16 protein-coding genes are annotated in these 24,560 nt (G+C 71.5%); 4 read left to right on the top strand and 12 right to left on the bottom strand.

Annotation, left to right across the window (positions count from 1 at the left end):
• Window positions 1-25 precede the first annotated feature (25 nt).
• The 10 genes from OG896_RS17395 to OG896_RS17350 form a co-directional block, all read right to left on the bottom strand.
• Window positions 26-1,387, bottom strand: coding sequence for a hypothetical protein (locus tag OG896_RS17395; protein WP_329366481.1), 1,362 nt, complete (start codon window positions 1,385-1,387; stop codon window positions 26-28).
• 366 nt (window positions 1,388-1,753) lie between these two features.
• Complete coding sequence (locus OG896_RS17390) at window positions 1,754-2,386, bottom strand: universal stress protein (protein WP_329366479.1); 633 nt, start codon at window positions 2,384-2,386, stop codon at window positions 1,754-1,756.
• Between the two features lie 131 nt (window positions 2,387-2,517).
• Window positions 2,518-2,766, bottom strand: a complete 249-nt coding sequence (locus OG896_RS17385; RefSeq protein WP_329366477.1) for a hypothetical protein — start codon at window positions 2,764-2,766, stop codon at window positions 2,518-2,520.
• A gap of 383 nt (window positions 2,767-3,149) precedes the next feature.
• The gene (locus OG896_RS17380) at window positions 3,150-4,031 is read right to left on the bottom strand and encodes an NAD-dependent epimerase/dehydratase family protein (protein ID WP_329366475.1); all 882 of its coding nucleotides are present in this window, start codon (window positions 4,029-4,031) and stop codon (window positions 3,150-3,152) included.
• Window positions 4,032-4,043: 12 nt separating this feature from the next.
• Window positions 4,044-6,266, bottom strand: a complete 2,223-nt coding sequence (locus OG896_RS17375; RefSeq protein WP_329366473.1) for an FAD-dependent oxidoreductase — start codon at window positions 6,264-6,266, stop codon at window positions 4,044-4,046.
• A 7-nt stretch (window positions 6,267-6,273) separates the two neighbouring features.
• Window positions 6,274-8,571, bottom strand: coding sequence for a hypothetical protein (locus OG896_RS17370; RefSeq protein WP_329366472.1), 2,298 nt, complete (start codon window positions 8,569-8,571; stop codon window positions 6,274-6,276).
• Between the two features lie 78 nt (window positions 8,572-8,649).
• Window positions 8,650-9,531: a carbohydrate ABC transporter permease gene (locus OG896_RS17365; protein WP_328467234.1), complete on the bottom strand. Its 882-nt coding sequence runs from the start codon at window positions 9,529-9,531 to the stop codon at window positions 8,650-8,652.
• Window positions 9,528-10,487: a carbohydrate ABC transporter permease gene (locus OG896_RS17360; RefSeq protein WP_329366470.1), complete on the bottom strand. Its 960-nt coding sequence runs from the start codon at window positions 10,485-10,487 to the stop codon at window positions 9,528-9,530. Before OG896_RS17360 ends, OG896_RS17365 begins: the two co-directional genes overlap by 4 nt.
• A gap of 6 nt (window positions 10,488-10,493) precedes the next feature.
• Window positions 10,494-11,843, bottom strand: a complete 1,350-nt coding sequence (locus tag OG896_RS17355) for an ABC transporter substrate-binding protein (protein WP_329366468.1) — start codon at window positions 11,841-11,843, stop codon at window positions 10,494-10,496.
• Between the two features lie 247 nt (window positions 11,844-12,090).
• Window positions 12,091-13,098: a LacI family DNA-binding transcriptional regulator gene (locus OG896_RS17350; protein ID WP_329366467.1), complete on the bottom strand. Its 1,008-nt coding sequence runs from the start codon at window positions 13,096-13,098 to the stop codon at window positions 12,091-12,093.
• Window positions 13,099-13,316: 218 nt separating this feature from the next.
• Between OG896_RS17350 and OG896_RS17345 the strand changes: the two genes are divergently transcribed.
• Entirely contained in the window at window positions 13,317-14,459 is a 1,143-nt protein-coding gene (locus tag OG896_RS17345; RefSeq protein ID WP_329366466.1) for a mandelate racemase/muconate lactonizing enzyme family protein, read from the top strand.
• Between the two features lie 107 nt (window positions 14,460-14,566).
• A complete protein-coding gene (locus tag OG896_RS17340; RefSeq protein WP_329366464.1) occupies window positions 14,567-15,580 on the top strand; it encodes an acetylxylan esterase in 1,014 nt (337 codons plus the stop codon).
• 51 nt (window positions 15,581-15,631) lie between these two features.
• Here the strand turns inward: OG896_RS17340 and OG896_RS17335 are convergent, their stop codons facing one another.
• Entirely contained in the window at window positions 15,632-16,633 is a 1,002-nt protein-coding gene (locus OG896_RS17335; RefSeq protein WP_329366462.1) for a helix-turn-helix domain-containing protein, read from the bottom strand.
• Window positions 16,634-16,913: 280 nt separating this feature from the next.
• Here OG896_RS17335 and OG896_RS17330 point away from each other — a divergent pair, with 280 nt between their 5' ends.
• On the top strand, window positions 16,914-20,984 hold the full coding sequence (locus OG896_RS17330; protein WP_329366460.1) for a S53 family peptidase: 4,071 nt from the start codon (window positions 16,914-16,916) through the stop codon (window positions 20,982-20,984).
• A 261-nt stretch (window positions 20,985-21,245) separates the two neighbouring features.
• Here the strand turns inward: OG896_RS17330 and OG896_RS17325 are convergent, their stop codons facing one another.
• The gene (locus tag OG896_RS17325; protein WP_329366458.1) at window positions 21,246-22,577 is read right to left on the bottom strand and encodes a carbohydrate-binding protein; all 1,332 of its coding nucleotides are present in this window, start codon (window positions 22,575-22,577) and stop codon (window positions 21,246-21,248) included.
• 484 nt (window positions 22,578-23,061) lie between these two features.
• On the opposite strand from OG896_RS17325, the gene OG896_RS17320 reads away from it, so the two are divergent.
• The gene (locus OG896_RS17320) at window positions 23,062-23,613 is read left to right on the top strand and encodes a hypothetical protein (RefSeq protein WP_329366456.1); all 552 of its coding nucleotides are present in this window, start codon (window positions 23,062-23,064) and stop codon (window positions 23,611-23,613) included.
• Window positions 23,614-24,560: the final 947 nt, after the last annotated feature.

The following is a 24,560-nucleotide window of genomic DNA, read 5'->3' as shown; positions in this document are numbered from 1 at the left end:
CGAGGCGGCGGGGCGCGGGGAGGCGTCAGCGGAACTCGGCCAGTCGGGGACGGAGCGCGAGCACCGTCAGCCCGGCGGCCGCCAGCACCGCGGCCCCCGCGCCCGCGAGGCGGCCGGTCAACTCGCCCCGTCCGGCGGCCACCGCGCCGGTGTAAGCGTCCGCGTTGATGCCGATCAGCTTCCGCAGAGCCGTGTCGTACTGCCCGAAGTCGTAGTTCGAGGCGTCCTTGTCCCAGCCGACGCAGAACGCGACGGCCTGCTGGAACTGTCCCTGGCGCACCAGCGTGCGGACCTTGCGGTCGTCCTGTTCGTAGACGGCGTAGGCGTCGACGGTCGCCTCCGCCGCGGCACGTTCCCCGGGGAAGGTGATGTTGCGGAACTCGTCGCCGTAGTAGCCGGTGAAGCGCAGGTCGGCGTGGTGCGCGCGGTAGGCGGTCAAGGCGGCGGCCAGCCGGGCGTCGTACGTGCCGAGGGTCGCCTGCGGCAGGGTGAGCAGTTGCTGGGAGGTGTCCTCGAAGGACTGCTCGTACGTGCCGCGCCGGCCCGGGTCGAGCAGGTAGCGGGACTCGTCGGCGTTCGCGTCGTACGACATCGCCCGGGCCTGGGACAGCGCGACCACCGAGTCGAAGGCGTCCCGGCGGGCCACCTTCAGGTCGTGCGACTGCGCGGCCAGTACCGACCAGCCGAGAGCGCACGCCACGACCGCGCACGTGGTGGCGGCCGCGAGCGCGGGGCTGAGCAGGCGGCGGAACCGGCGGGTCAGGTGGAACTGGGTGAGCAGAAGCGTGGCGAGCAGGCAACCGCCCAGCACCAGGAGGAGGACCCGTTGGAGGTCGGCGGCGGACCTGGCGCCGCGGTAGGTGTCCTCGAACGCGCCGTCGTTGTTCTGGCCGAGGCGCTGCGCGGCGGGCAGCAGCGACTGGCGCAGCAGGTCGGTGGCGGTGCGGTAGTCGCCGAGGGCGGCGCTCTTCTCCGCCGGGTGGAGGTCGTTCTCCAGCGCGCGGCCGACGAGTTCCTGGTAGCGGGCGAAGTCGTCGTCGAAGCCGACGACGGTGGCCGTCGCCTGCCGGTCGCCCTGCGCGGACGCGGCCAGGGTCTGGAGGCTGGCGCTGATGGTGTGCCGGGAGGCGGTGTACATCCGCTGGGCCGCGGCGTGTTGGGCCGGCATCGGGGCCAGGCCGCCGCGTCCGCCACTGGACAGCAGCAGGTTCGCCGCCTGTGCGTCCATGTCGTTGAGCGCGAAGTACAGGTTGTCCGCGCCGGTCACGCGCGGGGCGGCCCGGTGGTCGATACGGTCCCACGCGCCGGATGCCGCGAGCCGGACCACGAGCAGCAGCACGGCGACCGCGACCGAAAGGACGATCACCGCCGCCCGCAGCAGCCGCAACCGTACGGGGGTGGACGCACCGGGGCGGCTCCGCCATCTCGGCGGGCGCGGCAGGGATTCCGTAGGGGGCGGGGATACCGAAGGGGGCCGTCGCCGGAAAAGGGGGCGCCCCGACGAACCGCCTGAGCCCTCCCCGTGCCGCTCGGGCGACGTCGGTGGATCGCCCGCTCCGTCGGGCGCCGCCGCACCGGTCACCGTGGCCCCGGACATCGGCGCCTCCAGACTCACTCGGTCGAAGGCCCCGTCCGCCCCCCGTCAGGACGTTCAGCCTCACCCCGAAGTCGCCTGCCCGGCAGTCCCGTTGACGCGGCGCTGACGCTCCGACCGCCGGTATTGACGCCGTGCATACGCGGTCCCGGCGCCCGCTCAACCGGTGCGGGCCCGGCCGGGTTCCGGCGGCTCGGGACGGCGCGCGCCGCGCCACCCGCCGCAGCGCGCCGCCGCGGCGACCCAGCGGCGCGGGTGGCGTACGAGCCGAGCGTCGGCCCGGGCCGTGCCGGCCGCCGGCAGCGGCAACTCGTCGAGGACGCGGGCGGCGTGGCCCACCTCGCGCATCAGGTCGGGCGGCGGGACGGCGAGGATGTCGCATCGCGCGTGCGCCAGGCAGTAGCGGCGCACCCCGCCGTGGAAGAGGCGCGTCCTCCCTCGCCGGCCCGTGCTGATCACCAACAGGTCGTCCGGCCGATCGGCCAGTTCCGTCAGAGCGGTCCCCGGCTCGCCCCGTGCCGTGACCAGGCTCAGGTCGAGGTCCTCGGGATACCCGCCGAACGCGTCCGTGAAGGCCCGCTCCAGGCACCTGGCTGCCGCCTTCTCCCCGGCTGCCAGCAGTGGCGGCCAGGGTGTCCGGCGGTAGGCGAGTTCGCCGCCGGGCGGTGCCCACGCCGTCACCGCGACGAGTTCGCCTTCTCTGCGCCGGGCCTCCTCCACCGCCCGGTGCAGCGCGCACAGGCTGTGCAGCGAACCGCTGAGTCCGACCAGGACCCGCCCGCCCTGCGACATTCCGACGCCCTTCCTCCCATGACCGGAAGCCTGCCTCCGACCCGTTCGCGACGCGCGGCGGCGGCTCTCCGCCGCCCACCCTCCGCCGCCGGACCGAAGCCCTGGAGCCGGGCGACGGCATCCCGCGAGCCCTACCAGCCCGTGTCCGGGCGGTCCGTCTCCTTTGCCGGGTCAGGGCGCTGGAGCAGCCACGTCTCGGGATCGTCACTCCCGAACTCGCCGAACGGCGGCCACAGTGCCGTCGGCCAACCGCCGGGCTTGCGATGGAGTTCGGGTCGCGTCCAGCGACCCAGCGGCCGTGGCCGGGTACGAAAGAACGGCAGCCCGGCCGGGAAGGGGCCGGACTGGTCGGGGTCCCCGACATGATCGGTCGCAGCCACGGTGTCCCTCCTGACAACAGCTCGCGGACGGCACTACGGCGACGACGAACCGGAATGCCCGGGGACGACGCTATTCCCGCGGATGGCGGGCCGCCCCGTCCACTGACGCATGCTTGACGCCCACGACCGCCGCACTGACGCGACCTTGACGGGCGCCCCGGACCAGCCGTCCCACCCCCGCCGACGCACCCGGCGGCGCGGGCCTCGCCCTGCCGCCACCCGGTGCGTTCCGGCCGAGGTGGCGGGGCCGCGGGGCCCCGGGGGCGGACGGCGACCGCCCCCGCGTGGAACCCGCGTGGAACCCGCGTGGAACCCGCGTGGAACCCGCGTGGAACCCGCGTGGAACCCGCGTGGAACCCGTGCAGGACCCGTTCGGGACCCGCTCAGAACTTGATCAGCCGTTCCGCCGTGAATCCGAACAGCCGTCGCGCGGGCGCCGTGTCGACCGGTGCGGTGCGGCCGGGCAGGGGCCGCAGCAGCCGGGTGGTGGGGTGAAAGCGGCGCAGCAACTCCTCCGTGGGGAACGGGACGATGATCTCGGGCGCGCAGACGTGGACGGTGTGTGCGCCGGGGCCTGGTACGCCGAGCGCCAGCAGCGCGGCGCGGGCCGCGTCGTCGACCTCCAGATAGGTCCACAAGTCCCGTGCGCCGAGGGCCGGTTGCTCGGCGAGCCGGGCCGCGTGCGCGAGCAGCCGCTCCTCGAAGCCGCCGACGTACGGATAGCGCAGGCAGACCACGCTCATCGCGTGCCGCCGCGCCATCATCGCGGCGGTGAGTTCGTCGACCTGCTTGGACAGCCCGTACGGGTCCTCGACCTGGCCGGGCATGTCCGCGTCCACCGGGACGTACGGCGGGTGCGGGTCCGGGTCGGTGGTCCACGGCAGCCCGGTGGTGCCCCATGAACTGGCCAGCGCGACCTGCCGCACCCCGGCGCGCCCGGCCTCCTCCAACACGGTGAAGGTCGCGACCGTGTTGGAGGCGAAGACCTCCTGCGCGGTGTTGCGTTCGGGGGTCGGGATCGCCGCCAGGTGGATCACCGCGTCGGCGCCGTCCAGGGCCGCGCGTACGGTCGCGGGGTCGGCCGCGTCACCGGTCACCACCAGCCGCGCACCGAGACCGCCGAGACCGTCGAGGTCGCCCGGATCATCCAGGACCAGCGCGTTCGCCTCGATGCCGCGCGCCGCGAGCAGCGCGAGCACCGCCCGCCCGATCCGCCCGGCGGCCCCGGTGACCAGCACTCTTCTGACCCGGATCTCGGCGGTCATCGCCAACCCCCCTTACGCGTAGGCCCGTACGGCGACGATGTGCGCCGACGCGGCCCCGTTGGTCGACTCGGCCACGATCCGTACCGCCGAGGTGGCGACCGGCTCGTCCAGGACCAGCGTCCCGCGGCGGCGCCGGTTGTCCGTCACCCGCGCCAGCACCCGCCAGGAGTCCGGGCCGTCCGGCACCTCCACCCGGTAGTCGCGCAGCAGCGTCGGGATCGTGTCGAAAGGGGTCCTGTGGTGGTGCAGGTTGATCAGGTCCTCGTTGACGTCGTCATCGGCGACGATGTCGATCCGGCCCAGCTCGACCGGCTCGGGCCAGGCCAACTCCAGCCAGGCTTCGCAGGATTCGCCCAGCGGCTGCGACACCCACATGTGCGGGCCCGCGTACGGCCGGGCGTATCCGTCCACCGCCCTGCCGGGTGCGAAGGCGGCCGTCTCCCCGGCCCGCAGGCAGAAGGTGCGCCGCAGCAGCCCGGTGTCGGCCCACTCCCGCAGCGGCTGCGGCGACTCGTCCTGCGGCCGCAGCGGCACCCGGGTGAAGCACAGCACGCCGGGCGTCGGCCGGTCGGCGACGCGCAGGGCGAGACCCGGGGCGGCGCGTACGACCGCGAAGGCGTTGCGCGGGGTGTCCGGCGCCCACTCCAGGCCGGTCTTGACCCACTGCCCGTGCCCGGCCGCGACGTCGACGGACACTGTGGCGACCAGGCGGCGCGGCACGTAGTTCTGGCCGAGTTCCGGGTCGTACAGGTCGACGGTCAGTACGGTGTCGTGCTCGGCGTCCACCAGCAGTTCGAGGCCGGTCAGGGCCGGGTCGACCGGCAGGACGATCCCCGCGTCGGCGGTCAGCGGCCAGGTCTCGTCAGGGGTGTCGACGGTCAGGTCGCGCATGGTGGTCGAGGCAGTGGCGGTGGCGCGAAGGGCGAGGTCGGCCGGGTCGTCGGAGGCGAGCCCGATCACCGAGGCGTCCTCGCGCAGCAACGCCCTTTGCAGCAAGGGCACGTCGAGCTCGCGCGGGGCGATCCCGCGCTCCGCGCAGAGCGCCGCCGCCGTGCCCGCCGCCTGGCCGATCGTCGCGCAGGTCGCCATCACCCGCGTCGAGCCGAACGCCACATGGCTGGCGGAGATGTCGCGCCCCGCGAAGAGCAGGTTGGCGGTGTTCACCGAGTACAGGCTGCGGTACGGGATGTGGTAAACGCCGTCCGCGTAGCGCTGCTTGGCGCCGGCCGCCGTCGAGTACATGCCCTGCGGCGGGTGCAGGTCGATGGACCAGCCGCCGAAGGCGACGCGGTCGGCGAACTCGGTCTGGCCGAGGATGTCGCCCTGGTGCAGGACGTAGTCGCCGAGGAAGCGCCGGTACTCGCGCTTGCCGGGCAGCGAGCCGACCCACTCCAGGGTCATGGTGTCGGCGTCGAACTGCCCGGAGTTCTTGATGTGGTCCCAGATGCCGTAGATCACCGACCACAGCTCGTCGCGGATCTGCTCGTTGTCGTGCACGGTGTCCAGCTCGCCGCCGAACTCGATCCACCAGTACGCGCAGCCGTTGTTGCCCGCCTTGATGATGCGGCGCTGCGGGATGGACGTGGTGCTGATGTCCTTGGCGAAGTCCGGCGGCACGTACTTCACCGGCCGCCCCGCGTCCTTGGTGTAGAACAGCAGCGTCGAGCCGAGCGTGATGTCGTCGGCGGTCTCCGGCGCCCACGGCTCCCCGTACTCCGCGCGGGCCTCACGGCCGATGCGGTGCCGGGCGCCGGCGAGGTAGCCGATCAGGCCGTCGCCGGTGCAGTCGAGGAACACCTCGCTCTCGAAGCGGATCAGCCGCTCCGAGCCCATCGTCCAGCCGGTCACGGCGGTGATCCGGCGCGCGTCGTCGGGCCCTTCGGCGTCGACCTCGCGTACGTCGGTGTTGAGGTGCAGCGTGATGTTGGGCTCGGCCCGCACGGCGTCGAGCACCACAGTGTCCCAGTAGTACGGATTCCCCTCGGGGTTGCGGAACTGGTTCTCCACGAACAGTTCGCCCATGACGCCGCCCTCGCGGGCGTGGTGGTTCTTGCCGTGCCCGGTGGCGCCGCACACCCACACCCGGACCTCGCTGCTCGAATTGCCGCCGAGCATGGGCCTGTTGTTGATCAGGGCGACGGACCGGCCCAGCCGGGCGGCGGCGATCGCCGCGCAGACCCCGGCCAGGCCGCCGCCGACGACGGTGATGTCGTGCCGTACGGTTTCGTTCCTCATGGCGTGCTTACTTCCAGTCGGGGTCGGCGGCGAGGCCGTAGTAGACGCGGGGCGCGCCGTCCAGGGTGAGCGTGACCTTCCCGCCCGCCGCGGTCAACGTGCTTTCCTGGCCGATGCAGTTCAGCTCGCGCACCGTCCCGGCGACGGTTCCGGAGTGGGCGACGACCTGCGTCTTCGTGGTCCAGGTGTCGGTCCAGGGTTCGGGAGAGGCCCACCAGGAGTCGGTGCCGTGGTCGGCGTTGAGGACGTAGCCGTCCTTGCGGGTCCACAGGATCGAGATCGGCCCGGCGGGGCTGGTGAACAGCAGCCCCTTGACGTCCGGGTCGCCGAAGACCAACGGGCGGACGTACTCCGCCTGGTCCAGGACGCGCGCGGCCGTCGCGTACGCCAGCAGCGTCGGCTTGGCGCTGGTGTCGCGGTTCATCATGCCGCTGTGGAACTCGACGTCGTCCGGGTTCGCCTCCTGCGGATGGTGCACCGTCGAGTCGTGCAACTGGTACCAGTTGACGCCCCGCACACCCTCGGACTTCGCGAGCGCCAGGCTGAGCAGCACGTTCTCCGCGGCGTGCCGGTAGGTGTCGTTCCACCAGGAGTTCGGCTTGGTCGGGGCGTACGCCTCGGACATCCACAACTCCTTGGTGCCGTACTCGGCGATGACCTCCTTGGCCTTGCGCAGTGCGCCGAGGAAGTTCCAGTACGTGCCGGTGTCGCCCAGCACCCACTGATCAGGCGTGGGGGCGTAGTCGGCGGTGAAGTTGCCGCGGCCGGGGTGGAAGGCGAACGCGTCGATGAGGTCCCATCCGCCCGCGGCCTTGAAGTTGGCGGTCCACACGTAGTCCATGCCGCCGAGGCCCGCGTTCATGACCTTCATCGTCGACCCGGCCGCCGTCAGCCGGTCGGTGACCTGGCGCAGCCCGTCACTGACGTAGGCGTCGGCGCCCCGGCCCTGCATCCAGGGGGCGTTCACCTCGTTGCTGACCTCGAAGTACTCGGCGTCGGCGGCGATGGCCGTCGCGGTGTTGGTGTCGGCCCAGGCGGCGATCTGGTCCGCGCTGCCGCCGGTCGGGATGCCGCTCAACTCCACGTTGTGGTGGATGCCGTTGGCGTCGAGGGTCGCGATGTCGATGCCGGGCGCGCCCGCGTAGGCGATCCGGATGCGCCGCACACCGATCAGCTTCAGCAGCCCGAGCACATCGGCCTCGGTCGGCTTGAGCAGCCAGGGGTAGTTGGCGAGGCCGAACATCGACTCGCTGCCCGCCTGGTAGGCGAAGTCGGGCAGCACGGAGAGATTCGTGCGGGCCAGTGCCGTGTCGCTGCCGCTCTGGACGCTCACCTCGGTGAAGACGATGCCCTGGCCGGGTGCGGTGATCGGGAAGGAGGCGTCCCAGCCGGCACCCGCGGCGAGCGTCCGGGAGTCGGTGCCGCCCGCGATCCGGTTCCCGGCGAAGTCCCGCGCCCACCAGGTCAGGGTGACCGGTTTCGCGGCCGAACCGCCGTTGGCCACCTGCGCCTTGAGGGTCATGGTCTGCCCGGCGCTCTTGTAGAGGTTGAACGGCTGGTCGGTCCACACCTCCACGCCCAGCGGGCTGCCCGCCGCCAGCACCCCGGCGCCGCGCGGCCGCAGGTCGCCGAAGACGAGATCCACGGTCGTCGTGGCGGCGCCCGTACCGGTCGAGGCGCCGGGCGCGTGCAGCCAGGTGGCGGTGGTGTAGGCGGAGTTGCTGGCGGCCAGGCAGAAGAAGCCCTTGGTGTCCGCCCACGTCTCGGCGTACGCGCAGCCCGCGTTGACCTCGTACGGGATGCCGCCGCGCGGGTCCTTCGTCCACGCGGTCAACGCCTCGTAGGACTCGGGCGCGCTGGGCGACTGCACGGTGCGGGCGACCATGAACCCGGTGGGCGTCAACGTGTCCGAGCCGCTGACCTCCCAGGACATGTGGGCCTTGTGCGCGCTGACGTCGAAGGTGCCGAGCACGGTGACACCGCCTGCGCCGCTGCCCATGGTGTAGGTGACCCGGACGGCGGGGCGGCCGTCCGCCAGCGAGATCAGGGCGGGCGTCCCGCCGTAGGTGCGCTGCTGGCCGAGCACGCTGTCCTTGAACATGAAGTGGCTGATCAGGACCCGGTCGGTGCCCGAACCGGCCGATCCGTCGCTGATGAGGACGCTGCCGTCGCTCTGAGCGGCGAGCGTGATGCCGTCGGCGGTGACGGTGACCGGGTCGGCGGCGTGCGCGGGGATCGCGGGAAGCAGCGCGGCGCCGGTGGCGACGGCCGTGCCCTGGAGGAATCTGCGGCGTGCGACGGACATGGAGGTGCCTCTCTCTTGTCCCGAAGAGAAGGTGCGGGGATGAAGCGGGCGGGCGCGGGTCCGGGGGGCCGGGTGCGCTCAGCCCTTGACGCCGGTGAAGCCGAGCCCGGCGACGATGTACTTCTGGCCGACGGCGAAGACCAGCACCGGTGGCGCGACCGCGAGCACCATGGCCGCGATGAGCTGGTCCTGCGGCGCCTGGGTGGCGAGTTGGGAGAGCGCGACGCTGATCGGCTGCTTGTCCGGATCGGTGAGCGCGACCAGCGGCCAGATGAAGTCCTTCCAGCTGTGCATGACCGCCAGCAGGCTGATCACGGCGAGCACCGGCCTGCTCATCGGCAGCACGATCCTCGTCAGCAGCTGCCAGGTGTTCGCCCCGTCGACCCGTGCCGCGTCGAAGAGCTCCCTGGGCAGCGCGTCGAAGAACTGCTTGGCGAGCAGCACCGTGAAGCCGTTGGTGCCGGCCGGCAGCCAGATCGCCCAGTACGTGTCACCGAGGTTGAGGTGCAGCAGCGGCACATCGATGACCGTCATGAAGAGGCTGACCATGTTCACCGTGTACGGCACGAACATCGTGGCGAGGATCGCGCCGTAGACGGCCTTGCCGAAGCGCGGTTTCAGCACCGACAGCGCGAAGCCGGCCGTGGCGGAGACGAAGAGCTGCACGAACCATGATCCGCCGACCACCAGGAAGGTGTTCATCAGATAGCGGCCGACGCTCAGATCGGTGTACGCCGTACGGAAGTTGCCGAGGCGCGGCCGGTCGGGCCACAACGCCAGCGGGTGGTTGGTGAGTTCGGTGGGCGGGGAGACCGCGCCCTTGAGCATCCAGTACAGCGGCCCGATGCCGATGAGCAGCAGAAGCAGCAGCGTCAGCACCTGGATGGAGCGCACGGCCGCGCGCACACCGGGCCGTTGCCGGTCGTGGGCGGAGACGAAGGTGGTCAGCGGGGTGGTCATGACTTGCTCCAACCGCGGGTGGCCCGCAGATAGACCGCGGACAGCAGGCCCAGGGCGAGCACCATCAGGAAGGACAGCGCGGCGGCCTGCCCGTACGCGCCGTCCTGGAAGGCGTAGCGGAAGATCAGCAGCAGCACGGTCAGCGTCGCGTTGTCCGGGCCGCCGCCGGTGAAGACGTACGGCTCGGTGAAGACCTGCACGGTGTTGATGAGCTGCACCAGCAGCAACAGGCCGATCACCGAACGCAGTTGGGGAAGCATGATGTGCCAGATCCGGCGCCAGATGCCGGCCCCGTCCACCTCGGCGGCCTCGTACAGCTCGCCCGGGATGCCGACCATCGCGGCCAGGTAGATCAGCACGGCGCCGCCCATCCCGGCCCAGGTGGCCTCCAGGACCAGCGAGAGCATCGCGGTGTCGGAGGACTCCAGCCAGGTGTACGGACCGAGGCCGACCTTGCCGAGCGCGGTGTTGAACAGACCGCTGCCCGGGTCGTAGAACCACTTCCACAGCAGGATCGCCACCACCGGCGGGATGACCACCGGCAGGTAGACCAGGAAGCGGTACACCCCCGCGCCGCGCCGTACCGTCGACATCACCGCGGCCAGGATCAGCGGGGCCGGGAAGCCGATCAGCAGGCCGAGGCCCACGAAGAACAGCGTGTTGGTGACGGCGGTGCCCAGCAGCGGATCGGCGAAGACGGCACGGAAGTTGTCGAAGCCGACCCAGACCGCGGGGTCGACGAGGTTGGTCCGCTGGAAGCTGAGCAGCAGGCTGCGGACGATCGGCCACCAGGCGAACAGTCCGAAGACCAGCACGGCGGGGAGCAGGAACAGCCAGGCCGTGAACTGCCTGCGGGCGGCGGTGCCGCCGCGCCGTCGGGCCGGCCGTCCCGCGGCCCCCTCGGCGGGGTCGTGGGGCGCCTTCGCGCCGCGCTGGGAGTGCGTGAGCAGGCTCATGACCGGCTACTTCTGGTTCGACTGGTCAGTGGCGAGCTTGGCGTTGACGTCCTTCTCGGCCTTCGCGAGCAGCGCGTCGATGTCGGCGTCGCGCTGGGTGAGCACCGCCTGCACCACCGGGTCGAGCGCGGCGTAGAGCGTCTGCGCCTCGTACGGCGGCTCCGGCTTGAGTTCGAGCTTGCCCAGGCCCTTCGTGTACGGCGCGAAGTTGTCGAGCTTGACGTTGACGTACGGCTTGATCGCCGCGTTGATCGCGGTCTGCCGCGCGGCGTCGAAGACCGGCAGCGTCGGTACGCCCACCGCGGACTTGGGGTCGGCGGCCAGCGACTTGGCCTGGCTCACGGCGGTGGCCGTGCTGTACTGCGGCTCGGCGTAGGCGAAGATCAGCCACTTGACGGCGGCCGCCGCGTGCTTGGTGTCGGCCGACTTCGGCACCATGTAGATGTCGCCGCCGGTGAGGGTGGCGTTGCCGCCGGACTGCGGCATCGAGGCGACGGCGAAGTCGTCGGTGTGCTCCATGCCGAACTGCGTCTTGGCCAGCCGGAAGGTGCCGGGGCTGCCGATGAACATCCCCGCCTGGCCGGCCGCGAACTGCCGGATGGCGTCGTTCTGGTTGTTCAGCAGATTCCGGCCGAGGGAGTCGTCGCTCCAGCGCATGTCCTTGAGCAGGCCGAGCGCGTTCTTCGTCGCCTCGCCGGTGAGGGTGGCGGTGTACTTCCCGCCCTGCTGCGCTTCGAGATCGCCGCCGAACGCGTAGGAGAGGATGGCCAGTTGCCAGCCGCCCTGGCTGTCCTTGGACTCCTGGACGAATCCGGCCTTGCCGGTCTTGGCGCTGATCGCCTTGGCGTCCGCCCGGACTTCCTGCCAGGTCGTCGGCGGCTTGTCGGGGTCGAGCCCGGCCGCCTTGAACAGCGCCCGGTTGTAGACCAGACCCTGGGCGTACGGATTCTGCGGGACGCCGTAGACCTGGCCCGCGCTGTCGCTCAGCGGCTTGAGGACCTGCGGGTTGAACTCCTTGAAGTGGCCCCAGGACCGGAGCTGGCTGCTGATCGACTGCACCTGCTTCTGCTGGATCAGCCGCTGCGGCTCGGTGAGCGGGACCTTGATGACGTCCTCGACATTGCCGCCGGCCAGCTTGGCGGAGAAGGTCAGCGGGTCGAAGACCGTCGTGGAGCCCTTGACCTTGATGCCCGGATTGGCCTTCTCGAAGTCGGCGACCTGCTGCTTGAAGAGCTTCAGCTCGGCCTTGTCGGTGGCGGGGGGCATGCCCTGGACGCGGAGGACGACGTCGCCGCCGCTGCCGCCGCCGGACTTGCTCGGGGTGAGCGCGGAACAGGCCGTGAGAGCCACGGTCATGGCTATGGCGGTACTGCCGAGCAGGGCCGCATTACGGTATTGTCTGGACATTTCGTCTCCACGGAGGGCAGGGTGAGGTCGGGGCGGGGTGCCTTGCCGCGCAGGGGGTCTCGGAGGCGGCCACCGGGTTGTACGGCGGGGCCGGCGCGAGGGTCGGCGGCGTGAACGGCGGGAGCGCCGCGGGGGGTCGGCGGCTGGTACGGCGGGGCGGTGGGGCCCCCGCGAGGACGGCGGGTGGACGCGGGGGTCAGCGCGTGGGCGCGGGCCCGGTGGACGCGCGGGGGACCAGCCGGGAGCCGATCTCCGCGAAGGGGGTGTCCTCGGCGTTGCCGGCAGCGCCCGTACGGCGGTCGGCGTGGCCCGCGATCGTCTCCAGGAGCAGGTCGGCCGCCCGGGTGGCGACCTCCTCCGGATCGATCCTGATGGTGGTGAGGCTGGGGGTGGAGACCGACGCGAGCAGGGTGTCGTCGATGCCGATGACGCTGACGTCGCCGGGCACGCTGACGCCCAGGCTCGCCATCTGGTGCAGCACGCCGAGGCCGACCAGGTCGTTGTGCGCGAGGACCGCCGTCGCCCCGTGCGCGGCGACCAGCGTGGCCGCCAGCACTCCGGTCTCGAACCGCGGCTCGTACGGGCCGAGTTCGACGAAGGAGATGTCCTGCGCCTCGAACGACTCGTGGATCGACTTGCCGCGGCTCAGCTCGTCCCGTGAGGCGTTGATGAACACGCAGCGCCGGTGGCCGTACGCGCGCAGGTGCTCCACCGCCTGCGCGATGCCGGCCGACAGCGAGATCCGCACCTCGGGGATGCCGGGCACATGGCGGTTGACGACCACCAGTGGCATCTGGTCGGCCAGTTCGCGCAGCCGGTCCTCGGTGAGCGTGGAGGCCCACAGCACCAGGCCGTCCACCCGCTTGGAGACGGCGGCGATCGCCTCCAGCTCGTCCGCCTCGCGCTCGTCGCTGTCGGTGACCAGCACGGTGTAGCCGAGCCGGCGGGCGCGGGCCTGCATCGCCTTGACGATCGGCGGGAAGAACGGGTTGGCGATGTCGGGGATGATCAGCCCGAGCGTGCCGGTGCCGCCGCCGCGCAGACTGCGCGCCGCCGGGTTCGGCGCGTAACCGAGCTTGGTGGCCGCCTCCAGAATGCGCTGCCGGGTCTTCTGCTGGACCTGCTCCGGTGCCGTGAACGCGCGGGAGACCGTCGAGACCGAGACGCCCGCGGCACTGGCCACCTCCCGGATCGTGGTTGCCACGGACCGCCTCCTCGCATCATCGCCGCCCGGAGCCTCGCTGCTGCCGGATGCCGTGGATCTTTGCGAACGTTCCCGGAGGTGTCAAGAGTGTTTCCACAAGGAAAATCCTGAGGGCGGTAGGGCCTTGCGGAACGGCACGGTCATTGCGGATGATGCGTTCTCAGCACGCCTGATGGTGTTGCGGGAACGTTTTCATAGCAGTCTCACGGAGGAGCGGGATGAAGATCACCGGCCTGGAAGTGCTGACCCTCCCCGACCACGGCGACAGCATGATGCTGGTCGTGGTCGACACCGACGAGGGCATCCACGGCCTGGGCGAGGTCGGCATCAGATCCCGGCAGAAGGCGGTGGCCGGCGGGCTGGAACATCTCGCGGAGCTGATCGTCGGCGAGGACCCGCGGCGGATCGAGCGTCTGTGGCAGGTCATGTTCCGGCGGGGCTTCTTCCCGGCCGACCGGATACTCGGCGCCGCCATCGCGGCCGTGGACGTCGCGCTGTGGGACATCCGCGGCAAGGCGCTGGGCGTGCCGGTGCACGAACTCCTCGGCGGCGCCGTACGGGACTACGTCCCCGCGTATGTACACGTCGGCGACGACTACCACGACCGCGAGCGGTTCCTGGACCGCTGCCGCGCACTGGTCGCCGAGGGCTGGGGCCATCTGCGCTTCTCCGCGCCGCACGACCCGGGTGACATCCTGGACGCCCGGCGCTGCCTGCGGGACACGGTCAGCCTCTTCCACCAGGTGCGGGACGCGCTCGGCGACGACACCGAACTGATCCTGGACGTGCACACCCGGCTCGACCCGCCCGAGGCGGTGACGCTGTGCCGCGAAATCGAGGCGGCCCGCCCGTACTTCGTCGAGGACCCGCTGCGCTGCGAGAACCCCGACAGCTACCGGATGCTGCGCTCCCGCACCGGAGTTCCGCTGGCCGCGGGCGAACAGTACGGCTCCAAATGGGAGTTCAGGACCCTGATCGAGGAGGACCTGATCGACTACGCCCGCGTGGACGTCGGGGTCGCCGCGGGGCTCACCGAGGCGAAGAAGATCGCGGCGATGGCGGAGGCCCACCACATCAAGCTCGCCACCCACAACCCCCTCGGCCCGGTCACCGCCGCCTCCTCCCTCCAACTCAACCTGGCCTGCTCGAACATCGCGATCCAGGAGCACCAGACCGACCCCGAACCGGCCATCGCCGCACTCTTCGCCACCCGCCCCACCATCCGGCCCGGCCGCGTCCTTTCCACCGCCCTCCCCGGCATCGGCGTCACCCTCGACCGCGAAGCCGCCCGCCGGTACACCGCGACCGCGGCCGAACGCCCCCATCTGCGCAACCCGGACGGCGCGTTCACCAACTGGTGACGGCCGCCCGCCGACGAGCGACGGCCGGCGGCCGGAGGTGTGCGCGCCCCCGTCCGGGGGTCGCGCGCCCCGGCGGCAGTCAACCGACCCCACCGCGAGGAGAGTTCATGGCGCGCCCTGACGCACCACCCCGCACAGCCCCGTTCCCCTTCGACCCGACCTACGGCCACGACCTCGCCGCGCTCCGCGCCGTTCCCGGCCCCGCGCACGAGCCGGACGACTTCGACGCGTTCTGGCGCGACCTGTACCGGCGGGCCCGGGACGTCCGGGTCGACGCGCGGATCGAGGAACGGCTGCCCGACGGGTGGCAGGAAGCCGCGCTCGAAGGGCACCAGGCCGGCGCCGCCGCCGTGGAGGCGTACCGCGTCAGCTACACCAGCCTCGGCGGGGTGCGGCTGGGCGGCTGGCTCACCGTGCCCGCGACGGGCGAGCCGTGCCGCGGCGCGGTGATCGCCCATGGCTACGGCGGGCGGGCGGCGCCGGACCCCCGGCTGCCGATGGACGGCGTGGCATCCCTCCAGCCGTGCCTGCGGGGGCTGCCCGCGCTCAGCGCCTCGCCCGCCGTCACCTCCCCGCACGTCCTGCACGGCATCGCGTCGCGCGAGACCTACGTGCACGGCGGGTGCGCCGCCGACGTGTGGTGCGCGGTGACCGCCCTGCACGACCTGGTCCCGGCCCTCCGCGGCCTGCGGACGGACTTCCAGGGCTCCAGCTTCGGCGGCGGCATCGGCGCGCTCGCGCTGCCGTGGGACGAGCGTTTCGCCACCGGGCAGTTGACCGTGCCCAGCTTCGGCGACCATCCCCTGCGGGTCGGCCTGGAGTGCCGGGGCAGCGGCGCGCAGGTCCGTGAGCGATGGCTGGCGGACCCGTCGGTGCTGGAGGTCCTCGGCTACTTCGACGCGGCCACGGCCGCCCGCCGTCTGCGCATCCCGGTGCACGTCGCCGCGGCGCTCCTGGACCCGGCGGTGCCGCCGCCCGGCCAGTTCGCGGTCTTCAACTGCCTGGCAGGAACCAAGGAGTTGCACGTCATGCCGTTCGGCCACTGGCCCGACCACCCCGACCACCAGGCCGTCCAGGACTGGCTGCACACCGCCATGCGCGCGTTCTTCGCCCGGCCCTGACCCGATCCCGACCTCGCCGCCGCCGCCTGAGCCTGCCCGGGTCGGGTCGGGTCACAGCCAGCCGCGGCGCATCGCCTGGGTGCCGGCCTGGAAGCGGCTGGTGGCGCCGAGCCGGTGGATCAGATGGGCCACCCGGCGCCGGAAGGTGCGCTGGCTGAGGTCGAGTTGGCGGGCGATCGCCTCGTCCTTCAAGCCGGCGTTCAGCAACTGCAGCAGCGCCCGGTCCTCGGGGGAGATCTCCGGATCGGCCGGGTCGGCCGGGTCGGTCGGGTCGGTCGGCCCGGGCGGCTCGGTGGCGGCGAAGACAGGGGTGGCCATGGCCCAGTGCGCTTCGAAGAGTTCCACCAGCGCGTCGCTGAGTCCGGAGCGGCGGACGTACGCCGCAGTGGTGCGCCGCCCCTCGTCGGAGCCGGTGAGGGGCAGGATCGCCTCGCGCCGGTCCACCACGATCAACTTGGTCGGTACGCGGGGCAGTACCCGCGCCTGCTCGCCGAGCCGGACCATCTCGCGCAGCGTCTCCGCCCGTGCGGGAATCGCGAGCACTTCGGTGGCGTAGGCGGCCCGTACGCTCACGCCGCGCGCGAGCGCGTCCCGTTCGGACGGGGACGTGGTGCCGTTCGAGGAGACGTAGGGCGGCGCGTCGAAGGCGAGGATCTCGTGCTCCGCGCTGGTGACGAGGAGTTCGACCCGCCGGGTGACCTCGTTGGGTCCCTCGATGACCTCCACGAGGAGCCGCGGGTCGGAGCGCAGGTTGCGTTCGTGGTAGTCGGCGGCGTACGCCTCCACCGAGGCGGCGACCCGCTCCAGTTCGCGCTGGCGCGAGCGGATCAGCCCGGTCAGGCCGGTGCGGGGGTCGACCGGCCGGTAGCGTGCCGGCCGCCCTTGGTGGTACTGGGCGAGCCCGGCCGTCACCAGGCCGTCGAGCACCTGGCGGGCACGCGCGGGTGCCAGATCGAGGATGCCGGCCAGATGGCCCGCGGTGAGCTGCTCCTCGTGCAGCAGCACCCCGTAGGCCCGCTCGGTGACTTCGTCCAGCCCGACCGGCTCCAACATCGCGACCCCTTTCTTCCCATTGCCCGGAAAAGCCCGGCCGGTAGCTGGCCTTGTGCGGCCAACGGCCACAGCAGGCCACCCGGATCGCTCCCACCACCGGCTGATGGCTGGAAAGGTACAGCCACCCCCTCTCGCGGTGACAAAGGAGTGACGGATCTCGATGAGACCCGCAGGCCAAGCCCTACGCGGCGGCGCGACAGCCGCTGTCCTGGCGGTAGCCACAGCGCTGCTGTCCGCACCGGCGGCACACGCCGCCCCGGTCGCACCCAAGCCCGTGCGTTTGAACGCCAAGCAGCTGGCGAAGCTCAGCGCGAAGTACATCCAGCGCGCCGACGGCACCTCCGGGTTCGTCGCCGCGGCGGCTTCGGGTGACGCGTCGTCCACCGGGACGACCGCCGCCCCCTCGACGTCAGCACCCTCCACGTCGACGCCCTCCACGTCAGCACCCTCGACCTCGGCCGCGCCCTCCACGACGGGCATCGACCAGTCCACGACGTGGGAGAGCGCGCGCGGCTCCGTCTCCACACTGGCGCTCCAGGGCACCCAGGACTGGGTCGCGCTGTCCTCCGGCGGCTCCATCACCCGGTACGACGCCCAGGGCGACCCCGTCTGGCAGAAGAGCACCAGCTCGCTGTACGACGACTGGCAGGTGAAGCCGGTCAACGCCTACCAGCCCCAGGTGTTCAACGCGGTGATGTCCGAGGGCTACGACCCCTACTCGCCGGGGTCCTCCGGCCGGCACCCCTTCGCCCAGGCGGACTTCAACGGTGACGGCGTGGCGGACATCGCGGTCGCCTACTCCGTGGGCCAGTACCCGTCACGGCCGTTCACCTCGCCCGGCTCCGACCTGCCGTCCGGCACGTTCGTCAACGTGCTCGACGGCCGGACCGGCCGGATGCTGTGGCACCAGCTCCTGCCGGGCTACGTCGGCTCGCTCCTGGTACAGGACGGCAAGCTGGTCGTCGCCGACACCACGGGCCCCGACTGGGGCGACGACCCGGTGGCCACCCAGGGCGACAGCCGCAGCTCGCTGCTCGCCTACTCCTTCACGGCGAAGAAGAGCGGCGACGTCACCGCCAAGAAGGCGTGGACGTACAGCACCGGCGCGCCCTGGGCCGAATGGACGGACGTCGAACCGCTCAACGACGGCCGGATCACGGTCGGTTGGACGGACACGCCCTTCGGCCTCGGCAACCCCCGGCCGGCCGCCGGCCACGTCCTGGTCGTGAGCACCGCCGGCGGCAAGGCCCTGGTCGACACCAAGACGCCGGGCTACCCCCGTATCCTCCAGCAGGACCCGGGTTCTGACCGGGTGCTGGTCGCCGAGCAGAACGACCCCTACGACGCGGTGCGTTGGGACCTGACGGCGGTCGACGCGCAGACCGGCGCGCGGACCGTGCTGGCCTCGCGGGAGAACACCATCCCCGAGGACTTCGTCGTCAACGGCCAGGCGCACGGCAAGCAGGCGCGCTACGCGGTGGCGGAACTCGGCATCAACGCCGACCTGTCCGACGGGCAGAGCACGATCTCCGGCTGGGACGGCAACGGCGACACCGTCTGGACCCACCAGACCAGCAGCACCGTCGGCAACCCCAACGCGCCCACGCTGTCACTGACGTACGACCCGTCCGGCCACGGCCAGGTCTACGCCGCGGTCGCCGACAACGTTGCCGACAGCGCCACCGAGCCGGAGGGCGTCTACAACACCCAACTGCTCGCCCTGGACGCGCGCAACGGCTCCCTGGCATGGCGCCGCGACGGCGACGTGACCGGCGACCAGGTCACCCCCTACCAGGGCGGCCTGCTCAGCGTCGGCCTGGACCTCAACGCCTGGACGCTGAAGAAGAGCAACGGCAAGGCCACCGACCTGCCGCTGTTCAGCGAGAACTACTCGGCCGCGTCCGTCGACGTCAACGGCGACGGGGTGAAGGACCTGATAGTCGGCGGCCAGAGCCACGGCGTCTTCGCCCTGGACGGCCGCTCGTTGAAGAACACCGCCCCGACCGTCCTGTGGCACTCCGCCGTCAGCGCGGCCGTCCACCAGATCCAGGTGGCGAACGTCGTCGACAAGCACGGCAGGACCGCGCCGCGCGTGCTCGCCGCCACCTCCCACGGCTTCGCCGTGCTCGACCCGGCCACCGGCAAGGTCGGTGCCGACGTCACCACCGGCGCCTTCCAGTACGGCCTGGCCGTCACCAAGGGCGAGATCGTCGCCACCGGTGCGAGCGACGTGGCCGCCTACACCGCGGACGGTTCCCGGATGTGGGACTACCGCCCGGCCGGCGTCGGCAGCAAGCAGGTCGTCTACTCCACTCCCGTCACCGACGGCCAGGGCCGGCTGTTCCTGGAGTACGGCGGCACCCGGTCCGGCTTCGACACCGGCGCCACCGACCCCGCCCCGACCGGCGTCGCCCTGAACGCCACCACCGGTACGCAGATGTGGAGCGAGCAGCCCAGCAACGCCGACGTCGCCTCCGCCGCCTGGATCGAGCAGCAGGCCGGCGCCTTCGCCAGTACGGCGATCCCCGGCGCCGGCGGCGACGGAGTCGCCTTCGCCTTCGGCGGCGACCAGCCCTCGACCGGCGAGCACCGCACGCAGTTCGTGGACGGAGCCACGGGCAAGGTGCTCGCCGAGCACGACACCGTAGGCGCCAACACCTTCCAGGGCTTCGCCGCCTCGCAGAAGTACGGCCTGATCGAGTTGCACGCCTTCCAGATGACCGTCTACCCCGCGGACGGCGGCGACCCGTTCAACATCGGCACGCTCCCCAACAACCAGCAGGGCATCTTCGCCACCACCACCGGCGGCAAGGAGACCTTCGTCGGCGCCGTCGGCGGACTGGAGCAGTACGACCAGCCGTTCTCGAGGACCGACGACTACCTCACCAGCACCAGTGAGGCCTTCTCGCTCTACGCCGGCACCGCCGTCGCGGTGGACCTGACCGGCGGCAAGGCCACCGACATCGTCGGCCTGCCGTACGACGACGCCGCCTTCGACCTCAACGAGAACACCGGCGGGTACGGCGCCAACATGGTCGCGGTGGACAACTACCCGCACGGTGTGACGGTCCAGCAGGTCACCGACACCCCGCAGCCGGCGACCGCCGCCACCCGTTCCGTCCAGCCGCGAAGCGACCAGGCCCCCGAGGGCCAGGCCGCGAAGGACCTGGCCGCGAAGCAGAAGGGCGAGCGGAGCACCGGCGCCTCGACCCTCGCGCCGTTCACCGGCGCGACCCTGCCGACCACGGGCACCATCGCCCCGCAGGTGAAGATCAAGTCGACCGTCGCGGCCACCGCCGACGACACCGACCAGCCCACCCGCGGCTACACCCCGCAGCAGATCCAGGCCCGCCTGGGCCTGACCGGGGACGGCACCGGCCAGACCGTCGCCATCGTCGACGCCTACGACTATCCGACCGCGAAGGACGACCTGAACCACTTCGCCGACCACTTCGGCCTGCCGCAGACCTGCGACAGCGTCCCGGCCGGCACGGACTGCTTCGACTTCCAGCAGGTCTACGCCGACGGCACCAAGCCCGCCGTCGACGCCAACTGGAACGAGGAGGAGGCCCTCGACATCGAGTGGGCGCACTCCGTCGCCCCGCACGCCAAGATCGTGCTGGTCGAGGCGGCCGACGCCTCCGCCGCCGGCCTCTACCAGGGCGTGGACAAGGCCGCCTCGCTGCACCCGGCCGCCGTCAGCAACAGCTGGGGCATGCCGGAGTTCTCCGAGGAGTCCTTCTACGACGGCCACTGCGCGCTCGCCGACTCGGTCTGCGTGCAGTCCACCGGTGACGCCGGCTACCCGGCCGGCTACTCCAGCACCAACCCGAACGCGCTCGCCATCGGCGGCACCAGCCTCCGACTGGACGCCTCCGGAACCACGTTGGGCGAGACCGCCTGGTCCTCGACCGGTGGCGGCCTGAGCTACTTCGAGAAGCGCCCCGCCTACCAGAAGGGCGTGCAGAGCTCGAAGTTCCGTGCCACCCCGGACGTCAGCTTCGTCGCCGACCCCAACACCGGCGTGGCCGTCTACACCTCCGCCGGAGGAACCCCTGTGTGGATGGAGGTCGGGGGTACCAGCCTGTCCGCCCCGTCCTGGGCCGCCCTGATCAGCGCGGCAGACCAGCTCCGGACCCAGGCCGGCAAGGCACCGCTGGCCGCCGCCGGCCCGCACGGTGACACCGCCCACACCGACGTGTACGCCCTGGGCCCCAAGCTCAACGACGTCACCTCGGGCTCCAACGGCCTGTGCGGCACCGAGTGCACCGCGGGCCCCGGGTACGACACCGTCACCGGCCTCGGCTCCCCCCTGGCCGGAGTGGACACCGCACTCGCCGCCCTGAAGTGACCTCCGGTCAGGCCGCCCCCGTACAGACGGCCTGACCGGACGCTCCGGGGCAGGACGCCCGGAGGGGGGACATCCGGCCCCGGAGCACCACCGGAACCTGTGCCCCGCTGCCACCGGCAGCGGGGCACAGTGCCGTCCGACCGTGCGCACGAGCCCCAACAGGTCCCCGCTCCGTGCCGGGGAATCACGGGGGTCGCCCGCGCCCCGGAAGCAGGCGGGCCGCGCACGGTGGTCCGTGCGCGGCCCGTCCGGGGTCCTTCGTCAGTCCCCGAGGTCGCTCAGGAACTTGTCGGTGTACTCGAGCGGTGTCGTGCTGGAGAGGGAGTTGCAGGTGGGAGACGCGTACGTGTCCGAACAGGGCGTGTCCCGGTCCAGTGACCAGTAGTGCAGCCCGGCCAGGCCGTTGCTGACCACGTACGACGTCAGCGTGTCGGCGTCCGCGGGGGTGAAGATCTCGCTGGTGGCGTCGTTCATGCCGATCATCGGGGTGACGGCGATCTTGCTCGCCGGGACCCCGTAGGTGTGCTCGAGGTTCTGCACCGCCTGGATCGCCGACTGCGCCATCTCGCAGCTGCCGGAGGAGACGACACACACGCTGCTGGACGCGTTGCCGTAGTCCATGGTCATCAGGTTGATGACGTACTTCTGCAGGCTGGAGCCGAGCACCGCCTTGACGACCTCGTCGCCGAGCGAGTTCACGCCGCTGTAGCTGCCGTCGGACGCGCCCAGCGTGGCGAGGGTGAACGAGAACTGGAGGTTCGGGTACTGCGCCTGTGCTCCGGCCGCCGCGGCGACCAGGTTCTGGATGTCCGACGCGCTCTGGCCGCTTTCGATGTCGAAGTCGACGCCGACCAGGTTCGGGCCGGCGTAGCGGGCGATGAACGACTCCATGCCCGCCGTCGAGCCGCACGTGAAGGTTCCGCCCGCACCGCCGGTGGACAGGACGTAGTCCAGGTTGGCGGACTGGAGTTGCGGCACGTTCTCGGCGGCCCAGTCGGCGCCCGAGACACCGCCCCAGTTCTCGCTGCCGCACGCGCCGGTGGCGAACGCGACCGTGAGCGCGGGCAGCTTCGGAAGGTACTGCGACACCAGGCTGCCGGAGCCCACCACCGGCAGGTCGGACCCGGTCACGGCCGACTGCATCTGGTAGGTGTTCCAGTTCATGTTGATGGTGACGTCCTTGTACGGGCTGAAGAGCAGCCCGCTGACCGAACCCGATCCGGTCCCGGGGCCGGTACCTCCCCCGCCTCCTGACGATCCGCCGGTACACGCGCCGTTGGACGTCCACGGCTGTCCGCTGCCGCTTCCGCCGTTGCTGGTCGCCGGGTCGTTGCCCTGGGTCCAGTAATTGGCGGTGTAATTGGCCCCGTTCTCGCTCACCTGCTGGCCGGCGGTGTAGGCGGTGCCGGAACTCCACGCCGCGGCGCAGGTGGTGGCTGCCTGCGCGGTGGGCGCCTGCGCGGCGGGTGCCTGGGCGGTGGGCGCCTGGGCCAAGGGCGCCGCGGCCACCGCGAAGGCCGTGCCGCCGACAGTCAGCCCGAGTGCCGAGCCGGTGATGAGTGCAATGCGTAGAAGCTGTCTTCCGACTCGCATGGAATCCTCCAGGAGTGAGAGGCGCTCTTGCGGAGTGGTCCGGTCCTGACCGTCGAGCAGATTGGTCAAGACCAACTTGTACGGGCGGCGAGTGGGCCGGTCAACCCTTCAACAAAGTTGCATAATTAGTTTTGCCAGATCGGGGTGTGCAGCCTTTCGGGAACAGGTCCGCCGCAAAATTCACCATCTTTCGTGATAGGCCGCCGAGAGTCGGTGGAGATACTGGTCGTGAATGGTGGAGGTTGTGGAAAACCACGTCCTCGACCATTGATCGCGGCCCATTCCGGCGCGGTGCGCGCGTGAAGGTGTCTCCGCGGACGCACCCGGGTCGGAGCCCCGCGGAGGCTGCCGTGTGCCGCCCGGATCGGCCGGTTGTGGCCGCTGCCCGTGTCGAGGGGTGGCAGGGGGTGGAGAGGCGATGTCCACCCGGGGTTCCACCCGTGGGTTGAGGGCGCGGGGGCCGTCGGAGCGGATGCTCGGTGCCATGACAACCACTGACTGGGTCATCGACATCGTTCTGGTTCTGATCGTCTTCCGGCAGATGCGGGAGGAGCGGCTGACGGTGCGGACCGTGCTGTTGCCGCTGGGCATCATCGGCTGGGCGGCGTCCACCTACCTGCACCACATCCCCACGGCGGGGAACGACCTGCTGCTGGCGGGTGTGTTCGCCGGCGTGGGTGTCGTCTTCGGTCTTCTCGGCGGTCTGCTCACCCGTGTCCGGCTGGCCGACGGTCACGTGCGGATTCGTGCTTCGGTGGGTGCGGCCGCCTTGTGGGTGGTCAGCATGGGGTTCCGGCTCGGGTTCGCCGTGTGGTCCTCGCACCCTTCCGGCGCGGTCCACGTCGCCCACTTCTCGGCGGCTCACGACATCACCAGCGGTCAGGCGTGGGTGGTGGCGCTCATCCTGATGGCGTTCGGTGAGGTCGTGGTCCGGCTGGGCACCATCGTGGTCCGCGGGCAGCTGCTGCTCGGCCGTGCGAAGCGGGACGGCTCGGCCGTCTCGGCCGAGCAGTCCCGGCCCGTCGCGTACGTCTGACCGTGACAGCGGCCACCGTGCCCGTGGATGCCCCGGCCCGCGGCCCACGCCGCCCGCCGGGGCATCCACCCTCGCGTACGGCCTGGTCGCGGTCCGGGCGCGGATGTTCCGGTCGTCCGCGTGTGCCGCGGGCCGCGGGCCCGTCCCGTCTTCGTGCCGCCGGAATCTTCACGAAGCTATGGCGGATGACGGCTCCGGTGTCCTCTTGGAACGGTTGTCGGCCGGCAATCCGCCGCACATCGCGGCAGACCAGTAGCGACGAGGTCGATCCGCCCAAAGACACCGGGCGGAGTGGAAAAGCCCCCCAACAGCGCTTCTCCGCAGCCGTTTTCCTTGCCTTGCGACACGCCAATGGCACGCGGCTCGCGAAATGGTCTACGCAACAACAAAGCCCCAGGTCATTGACCCGGGGCTCTTTCTTTACGGAGCGGATGACGGTAATCGAACCCGCGCTCAGAGCTTGGGAATCATGGGGGCCTTGTCGGCGTCCGTGCTGGTGGGCGAGACGTACGGCCCGAGGTGCCGGCAGGGCCCCGGCCGTTGACACCTGCGGCTGACCGAGCCGTACCGCTCTGCCTGGTGCGGATGTGCGGCGGTGGTGCGGTGTGACGCTCGCGCCCTTGCGGTCATGGAGCCGCTGCGTCGAACCCGCGCGTTTACTCGCTTTGCGAGGTGGCCGGGAGCGGTGGGCCTTCGCACGACCGTACTCTGTGCGGTGGGGAGTTGCCGGTCGCTCCCGCCCGTTCGGTGCCCCAAATGTCGCTTTCTCTGCTGTTGGTTCAGGGCCGGTCCGCCCACCCGAAAACCCGCAGGTCAGTAAGACTGCTCCCCGCACCCACGGGGATGGACCCGGGGCCGCCACCACGCTGACGGTGACGGTGCACTGCTCCCCGCACCCGCGGGGATGGACCGAACGCCAAGCGGCTCGCCGACGCGACGAATCCCGC

It is taken from the genome of Streptomyces sp. NBC_00669 (genome assembly GCF_036226785.1).
In the GTDB taxonomy this organism is placed as follows: domain Bacteria; phylum Actinomycetota; class Actinomycetes; order Streptomycetales; family Streptomycetaceae; genus Actinacidiphila.
Note: the sequence above shows the minus strand (reverse complement) of the source record. Positions and strands in the feature narration are given on the sequence as shown.